This window comes from Scandinavium tedordense, from assembly GCF_024764965.1.
GTDB lineage: Bacteria > Pseudomonadota > Gammaproteobacteria > Enterobacterales > Enterobacteriaceae > Scandinavium > Scandinavium tedordense.
The window spans coordinates 1-445 of the sequence record NZ_JALIGG010000020.1; the positions used below are offsets into that span (position 1 = coordinate 1).

1 protein-coding gene is annotated in these 445 nt (G+C 67.0%); it reads left to right on the forward strand.

Annotation, left to right across the window (positions count from 1 at the left end):
* Positions 1-335, forward strand: a 335-nt coding sequence (locus tag MUU46_RS00095; RefSeq protein WP_258964443.1) for a glutamate synthase-related protein, incomplete at its 5' end; no start/stop codon positions are given.
* Positions 336-445 lie beyond the last annotated feature (110 nt).

The following is a 445-nucleotide window of genomic DNA, read 5'->3' on the forward strand; positions in this document are numbered from 1 at the left end:
GCCATACCAACAAGTGCCCGACCGGCGTCGCCACCCAGGACCCGCTGCGCCCGCGCGCGCTGGTGGTGCCGGACAAGGCCGAGCGGGTGCGCAACTTCCATCGCAACACCCTCAAGGGCCTGGCCGAGATGCTCGCCGCGGCGGGCCTGGAACATCCCTCGCAGCTCGAAGCCAAGCACCTGGTGCGACGCATCACCGACACCGAGATCCGCCTGTTCTCGCAGCTGCACTACTTCCTCAAGCCGGGCGAACTGCTTTCCGGCAAGATCGAGGGCGAGTTCTACGAGCGCATGTGGAACATGGCGCGGGCCGACAGCTTCGACGCGGCGGCCTGAGCCGCCGCCCTCGCACGCAAGAAAAAGCCGGAGGCATCGCTGCCTCCGGCTTTTTCATGTCCGCGTAGATCAGCCCAGCAGGATGGTCGCCCAGGTCACGGTGATCACGG